At 35.4% G+C, this 6,203-nt stretch carries 10 protein-coding genes; 8 read left to right on the top strand and 2 right to left on the bottom strand.

Going from position 1 to position 6,203, the window contains the following annotated elements:
* Nucleotides 1-76 precede the first annotated feature (76 nt).
* From ACTHOQ_RS18540 to radC, 4 genes are all read left to right on the top strand, one after another.
* Nucleotides 77-208 carry a hypothetical protein gene (locus tag ACTHOQ_RS18540; protein WP_440497658.1) on the top strand — a complete coding sequence of 44 codons (132 nt, stop codon included), beginning with the start codon at nucleotides 77-79 and terminating at the stop codon, nucleotides 206-208.
* Between the two features lie 2 nt (nucleotides 209-210).
* Nucleotides 211-696 carry a hypothetical protein gene (locus tag ACTHOQ_RS18535; protein WP_440497657.1) on the top strand — a complete coding sequence of 162 codons (486 nt, stop codon included), beginning with the start codon at nucleotides 211-213 and terminating at the stop codon, nucleotides 694-696.
* A complete protein-coding gene (locus ACTHOQ_RS18530) occupies nucleotides 693-1,466 on the top strand; it encodes a hypothetical protein (RefSeq protein ID WP_440497655.1) in 774 nt (257 codons plus the stop codon). The genes ACTHOQ_RS18535 and ACTHOQ_RS18530 overlap by 4 nt, the downstream gene beginning before the upstream one ends.
* Before the next feature lie 169 nt (nucleotides 1,467-1,635).
* Nucleotides 1,636-2,241, top strand: a complete 606-nt coding sequence (radC, locus tag ACTHOQ_RS18525; protein ID WP_440497654.1) for a RadC family protein — start codon at nucleotides 1,636-1,638, stop codon at nucleotides 2,239-2,241.
* 321 nt (nucleotides 2,242-2,562) lie between these two features.
* Here the strand turns inward: radC and ACTHOQ_RS18520 are convergent, their stop codons facing one another.
* Both ACTHOQ_RS18520 and ACTHOQ_RS18515 read right to left on the bottom strand, forming a co-directional pair.
* A complete protein-coding gene (locus ACTHOQ_RS18520) occupies nucleotides 2,563-3,369 on the bottom strand; it encodes a hypothetical protein (RefSeq protein WP_440497653.1) in 807 nt (268 codons plus the stop codon).
* Entirely contained in the window at nucleotides 3,356-4,186 is an 831-nt protein-coding gene (locus ACTHOQ_RS18515; RefSeq protein WP_440497652.1) for a hypothetical protein, read from the bottom strand. Before ACTHOQ_RS18515 ends, ACTHOQ_RS18520 begins: the two co-directional genes overlap by 14 nt.
* 114 nt (nucleotides 4,187-4,300) lie before the next feature.
* On the opposite strand from ACTHOQ_RS18515, the gene ACTHOQ_RS18510 reads away from it, so the two are divergent.
* The 4 genes from ACTHOQ_RS18510 (at nucleotide 4,301) to ACTHOQ_RS18495 (ending at nucleotide 6,131) form a co-directional block, all read left to right on the top strand.
* On the top strand, nucleotides 4,301-4,993 hold the full coding sequence (locus ACTHOQ_RS18510; protein ID WP_440497650.1) for a helix-turn-helix domain-containing protein: 693 nt from the start codon (nucleotides 4,301-4,303) through the stop codon (nucleotides 4,991-4,993).
* An 18-nt stretch (nucleotides 4,994-5,011) separates the two neighbouring features.
* Nucleotides 5,012-5,272 carry a helix-turn-helix domain-containing protein gene (locus ACTHOQ_RS18505; RefSeq protein WP_440497648.1) on the top strand — a complete coding sequence of 87 codons (261 nt, stop codon included), beginning with the start codon at nucleotides 5,012-5,014 and terminating at the stop codon, nucleotides 5,270-5,272.
* Nucleotides 5,211-5,495 (top strand): Arm DNA-binding domain-containing protein, encoded by a 285-nt coding sequence (locus ACTHOQ_RS18500; RefSeq protein ID WP_440497646.1) that lies wholly within the window; start codon nucleotides 5,211-5,213, stop codon nucleotides 5,493-5,495. The genes ACTHOQ_RS18505 and ACTHOQ_RS18500 overlap by 62 nt, the downstream gene beginning before the upstream one ends.
* A gap of 165 nt (nucleotides 5,496-5,660) precedes the next feature.
* Nucleotides 5,661-6,131: a tyrosine-type recombinase/integrase gene (locus ACTHOQ_RS18495; protein WP_440497645.1), complete on the top strand. Its 471-nt coding sequence runs from the start codon at nucleotides 5,661-5,663 to the stop codon at nucleotides 6,129-6,131.
* Nucleotides 6,132-6,203: the final 72 nt, after the last annotated feature.

The following is a 6,203-nucleotide window of genomic DNA, read 5'->3' as shown; positions in this document are numbered from 1 at the left end:
ATTTTAATAGAACAGATTTTGATTTTGATAGAAAAGTTAAGTAGCTTGATGCGACAACTATATTGACAAACACCGATTGCAACGTTCGATTCTGTTGTATTTAGAAGATCAAGGGTTGCTGTTAGTAAAACGTCATCGAGAAGAAGGCATTCTCATCAAGTTGACGGCAAAAGGTTATCACCAATATAAAAATGTATCGGAGGAATGAACATGTTAAAACGATTCAAACAACGTTTCCAAGTATCGTCATTAGAAGATGGTGTTGATTTAACAACGAAGGAAATAAAGGAGCTTCATATGGATTTAACGCAGCAACTACAAACAGTTGAAGAGGCAGTATTAATTGCTATCGACCGAAATAACTACACATTATTTTCTGATTTAGTCATTGAGAGAAAACGAATTTCCATCGCTATTGATACCGTAGAAACGACACTCGACCAAACACATCGACGTCGTTTCTTTTCGTCTACAGCCATTGCTACATTACCTACAAAGCTCGATGATTCACTTACATCTATCAACAACACCTCAAGAATCATCACGGGTAACGTCATCAACCGCGCGGCAAAAGGTTTAGCGTATAGTTCTCAACTTAGTGAAAAAATGCAGCATTCACTCGAACAATCATCAGTACGTTTATCTCAATTATCAGAGCAAGTCATCCATCAAACAAAGGAGCGAAAAAACAAATGAAACCACAAAAACAAGATACTACTAACAAAGTCGTTCATCTACAAAAGGAAGTAACAACAAGTCCATCGTCAACACTACCTGATTTAATCATTACATCAATAAAAGCAAAGGAACGTATCGACAAGCTACAGGAATTTGTAAAAACATCGTTGGTACGAGGTGTCGATTATGGCTCAATCGATGGTTTTTCTAAGCCTACATTGTTAAAGCCAGGTGCTGAAAAGTTGTGTGATGCATTCGGCTTTTCTAAAACTGTCGACGTCATCAACCGCATTGAGCAATGGGATGTTGGGATTTTTTCATATGAAGTACGAGTGACATTATCAAACAAGGAAACAGGTGTCGTAGAGGCTGAAGGAATCGGCTCATGCAATAACAAAGAAGCTTCTTTCCGTTATCAAGACCCTTTTACAATCGTCAACACACTTCTGAAGATGGCAAAGAAGCGTGCGCTGATTGACGCTGTATTGTCCGCTACAAGAGCATCTGGGCTATTCACGCAAGATATTGAGGACTTTCCTAAACCAGACCGTAAAGGAGGTGATGCCCCAGCTACTAAGCATCAATTAACAACACTATTTCGCATCGTCAAGCAAATGGATATGTCTAACGGTGTAGCAAAGGAGATGATGAAGATTAAATTCGACGTCGACAAAAGTATCTTGTTGACGAAGCAGCAGGCACATGAATTCATTCAAGATTTATTACTATTACAATACGCTCAACAACATGGAAACGATGCTGTCATCGACCATATTCAACAACACTAAAACCCATCCATTGCAAACGCAGTAGATGGGCTTTTGTATGTGTAGATACATTTCGCAGATGCATCTACATATTAATTCAACTTAATTCAATTTTATCACACAGAAGGGAGTGGCGTCGACGCTGCTCCTTTTTGCATTTAAAAACTTATACAATTCGGAGGAATTAACTATGACTACAATCAACGAAAACACATTCAAATCATTAATCGCAACAACTTTACGTGAGAAGGAAGATGGCTACATTCTATCAGAGATGTTCACTCGCTATCCATCGATCCAAGAGCTATTAGATGTGACGGAAGAAGAACTTTTAAACATCAAAGGCATCGGTAAAGTAAAGGCGCAGCAAATCATCGCTGCATTACAGTTAGCACGCATGAATCCAGTAACAACTGAACAACGTTTCCGTATTCGCTCACCACAGGATGCCTATACGTATCTACAAGATTTACAGCATCTACAACAAGAACATTTTGTTATCTTAGGACTAAATACAAAGAATGAAGTAATGTTCCGTAAAACAATCTTTATTGGCTCTTTAAATGCATCAATTTGCCACCCACGTGAAATCATGAAAGAACTTATCAAACGTTCATGTGCTTGTACAATCCTTTCACACAACCACCCTTCAGGGGACGTAACACCATCTCCAGAAGATATACAAGTAACCGAGCGTTTAAAAGAAGCTGGTTTAATTGTGGGAATTGATGTCGTTGACCATATCATCGTCGGCTCAAACAAATACCTGTCGATGAAAGAAAAAGGTTACTTCTAAGTTGTTAAATGGTACGTCTATAGATTTAGGCGTGCCTTCTTTTTCTTCAATTTCATTAATGGGCGTAAGTTTGATATTTTATGTACTTTCTTTTTCAGTGCCACCTAAAATAGCGATAAATCAACGTTTATGCTTATCAGTATAGCCATGAAGCGCGGCTTACTTTAGCTGCTTATATTTATATACTAGTTGATTAGGCTAATTGTAACATTGGAAAAGAAAATAGTTTTGTACCCTCTTGTATATGTTTTACATTTCGAGTAACTAAGACAGGGCTCGAACCCTTGTATATTAAAGGATGAGCTCATGCTCAACGAGTTGCTAGAAGATGCTTATTTCTGTAAGGTTTACTTTGCTACTATAAGTCTTCTCTAAAGAGATGGAAGTAACTCTATTAAGATTCATATACTGCGAGTCTTCAATCAACCTATAGTAAACAAGAGCTAAATTATCTATATCTACAGATTTAAGTGCTCCGGAGAATTTCATTGTTACTTCATAACATGATTGAATGGGCACCGTGAAATTCATTGTCGACAGACCATTATAGATACTAGCAAGATATTCATCTTCATATAGAGCGAAGATTGCATAGTCCTTATCAAAATCAAGTACAAGTGGTTCTTTCTTCGGCACCAGGTGTATGTTTATATCATTCAGTGAGGCAACAACATGAGAGCTGTTTAAGTCAATAATTTTAACCGATAGCCAATCTGAAGGTTTACGCGTTGATTGACGAGCTAATCTTTTCTTATATGTGTAATTAATACTGCATCTATAGACCACAGAATCGTCTCGTAAGATATTATAATTCAACCCATCCAAGATAGATTTCATTATCATTAATAGCGGCAGGTCATCAACTGTGCGTGATGATACTATCTCAATTTGAATCTCAACCATATTCAAATTAAGTGGGATGCTCAACTGTCGTCCTAATAAATCAGCACGAAATATTGACTGTATTTTATTTTGAAATTGCATCATCTCAATTGCCTGTAATTGCTTTGTTCCTTTTTTGGTCACATGGGTATAGCTTAACGGCCTCCCACCTACCTTAAACGTATTGCTTGAATCATGCGCCAATGAGTAGGGATCTGAATCAACAGCAATTTTAGTATTTATCAAAGCTTATCTTCCCTTCTCTAATTAGTTCATCTATCGTTCCGACCTTAACCTTTGATATATATCTTGGCCTCAACACAAACAATGCACTGGAGTTACTCGAAGGATTAATACAATCGTAATCACCCACGTAAGTATGTTGATGGTACTTTTGCTCAAACCAAACTTTCACAGGTTGAAATAAGCCATCGTTAATCAAATAATTAATGTTTCTGATTGCTTCTGTTTCTGTCATTTTTAACGAATAGTAGAAGGACGGATCAATCCCAGTTACTTTTCCTAATGAATTCAAAGATATGATATCCGGGTTAATCCCTCCAAAATATTCTAACCAACAATATCTATACAGCATCACAAGTGTTCGAATTTTATCTTCTTTCCACGCATTACCTGTGGGTGCCATTGATAAATAAGCATTCGATAAAACGTCGTTAGGAACAGAAGCATATCCTTCTTGAAGCTGTTTCAGTTTAGATGTATTAATTGGTTCTGAGTATCCTATATATCTATTTGTCCTTACATCGAAATCTGGAGCAATTAGTATCTTTGTCTGATACATTTGATGGTTATTAGAGTTGGATCTTTGAATAAAATGATTATTTTCTAACCAATTTAATACGCGTGTCAACTCTCGATAACTGATGTTAAGGTCACTTTGAATGACCGTTTTTGCGGTGTGCATAGCTTCAACTTTCCAATCGTAATTCCTGCAAATGTATAGATACACCTTCAAAGTATTTTCGTTAGGGTAGTCAGGAAACACCTCTGAAAACACTTTAGTTTGTACTATGAATTGCCTATCTGTAATAATATGTTTCATAACAACCTCTTTATTTATATTTAAGTATTTTTAAATAAAACTTATTTTTAAATTGTTTTTATACTACCAAGATGATATAATTTTGTAAAGAGATAAATAACGAGGAGGCGCATTATGCCGATTATAAATTCCATTGAATTTAATATTTTAAAAGCAAGTAGCTTAGGAGAAAGAATCAAATTCTTAAGACAAAAATTAATGTCAGAAGATGAGAACAAAGATTATACGATTAAAGGGATCGCCAAAAGAATTGATGTCCCTTTTCAGACCTTAACTTCTGTTGAAAGAGGAGATTCTCAAAAGCCATCCATATTTTTAATGAATTCCATCGCCAGGGATTTCAATGTTCATATTGAGGTTTTTCTTGATGATTATTACGAAGGTGAAGAGAAGTTGTTTTCCTTCGGGGTTGATGATGATTCAGATGTTATTGACCTTGATGGGTTATTTGGAGATGATGCTATTAACACCAATAAAATTCATATCGATGAAATCGAATATAAAATAGGTGCCGGCTCTGTTCTTAGTCGTAGAAGAAATATTCACATCTTGATTAATGAAGAGTTTTATACAGGTGAACAAAAGAATCTGTACTATCACGTATTAAACATGAGTGAGTCTGACTTAATGAATTTATTAATGAATGTCATACAACAAGCAGAGCTTAATCCATCCACCCTTTCATATAATTCATGGGCAAGGGCATTAAAAGTGACTCCTCTCAATAAAGCATTCGAAATTACTAATACACGCATTAGTGAATTACCGAACATTGATGTGGAATTAAAAGCTTCAGATGAATATTAATTGAAGGAGAACAACTACATGAATGAGAATACACATATTAATGAAGCAAACATGGAAAAGCTTATATTGACGGTGGTTACCAAAACAATCTCGTCATTAAAGGAATCATTTGGGGATAGTGAATGGATGTCCCTGAAAGAAGCAGCGAAATACGCAAATGTTTCATACAATACGCTGATGAAGTTTCGTGTAATGGGATTAAAAATATCCGAAATAGATGGGGTTAAACGGGTTTCCAAAAAAGAAGTTGATCGTTTCTTGGAAGAGCATAGTTTTTAGATTTATCAAATGTAAAAAGCAATTAAAGCTTAAGGAGGATTTTATGTTCACTAATAATTCACGTTTAATTAGAAATTACAAAAATAAGAATGGTGAGACCCATTATATGTTTAGTATCAATCTCGGAGTTGACCATTCTACAAATAAAGAGAAGAGAACTACACGTAGAGGTTTTAAATCATTTGCTGATGCTGAAACTGCTTATCATCGACTAATAGTTTAAGAAGCTCATCTTATATGTTTAGGATCGAATAGAACTTCTAAACCCAAACAAATTTATTACCTTGTTTTAAGAGAGGAATTACCTTTCAAATCGATTATAATATCGATAGAGGGTAACTCCTCTCCTTTTATATCTTGCCCCCGCAACGAATATAGGAGGATTTTTATGACTAAAAGGAATTCGTCATCAATAATAAGCTACCAAAACAAATATGGTAAAACTTTGTATATGTTCCGTGTATATTTAGGAGTAGATGAGTTAACGGGTAAACCAAAAAATACAACTCGTCGAGGCTTTAAAACTAAAAAGGAAGCTGAACTGGCACTAGCAAAAATTAAAGTTCAAGTTTCAGAAGGAACATATAAGCCAGCTAGAGCAGAAACGTATCACGAAGTTTATGATTTATGGGTTGTTCAATATGAGAAGACTGTTGAGGAAAGTACTTTTGTTAAAACAGTAGGATATTTTAAGAATCATATTTTACCTAGTATGGGGAACTATCGAATTGAGAAAATCAATATTGCTGTTTGTCAAAAACATTATAATGAATGGGCTGAAAAGGTGAAAAAAGCAAGAACAATTAAATCATATGCCAAGAAAGTTTTGGATTTTGCGATTGTTCACGGCTATATGTAACTGCTAAACTAAAATGGACAGTTTCCGCTTGATAGAACTGAACACTTTCTACCCACAATACCTCCCGCTAGT

It is taken from the genome of Solibacillus silvestris, assembly GCF_051967575.1.
GTDB classification, from domain to species: domain Bacteria; phylum Bacillota; class Bacilli; order Bacillales_A; family Planococcaceae; genus Solibacillus; species Solibacillus silvestris_B.
The sequence above is the reverse complement of the archived record's forward strand: the minus strand, read 5'-3'. Positions and strand labels throughout refer to the sequence as shown.

Coding starts and splice junctions, on each gene's coding strand:
- ACTHOQ_RS18515 (WP_440497652.1), bottom strand. CDS start 4,186: ATGAAACATATTATTACAGATAGGCAATTCATAGTACAAACTAAAGTG.
- ACTHOQ_RS18535 (WP_440497657.1), top strand. CDS start 211: ATGTTAAAACGATTCAAACAACGTTTCCAAGTATCGTCATTAGAAGAT.
- ACTHOQ_RS18530 (WP_440497655.1), top strand. CDS start 693: ATGAAACCACAAAAACAAGATACTACTAACAAAGTCGTTCATCTACAA.
- ACTHOQ_RS18500 (WP_440497646.1), top strand. CDS start 5,211: ATGGGGTTAAACGGGTTTCCAAAAAAGAAGTTGATCGTTTCTTGGAAG.
- ACTHOQ_RS18505 (WP_440497648.1), top strand. CDS start 5,012: ATGAATGAGAATACACATATTAATGAAGCAAACATGGAAAAGCTTATA.
- radC (WP_440497654.1), top strand. CDS start 1,636: ATGACTACAATCAACGAAAACACATTCAAATCATTAATCGCAACAACT.
- ACTHOQ_RS18495 (WP_440497645.1), top strand. CDS start 5,661: ATGACTAAAAGGAATTCGTCATCAATAATAAGCTACCAAAACAAATAT.
- ACTHOQ_RS18510 (WP_440497650.1), top strand. CDS start 4,301: ATGCCGATTATAAATTCCATTGAATTTAATATTTTAAAAGCAAGTAGC.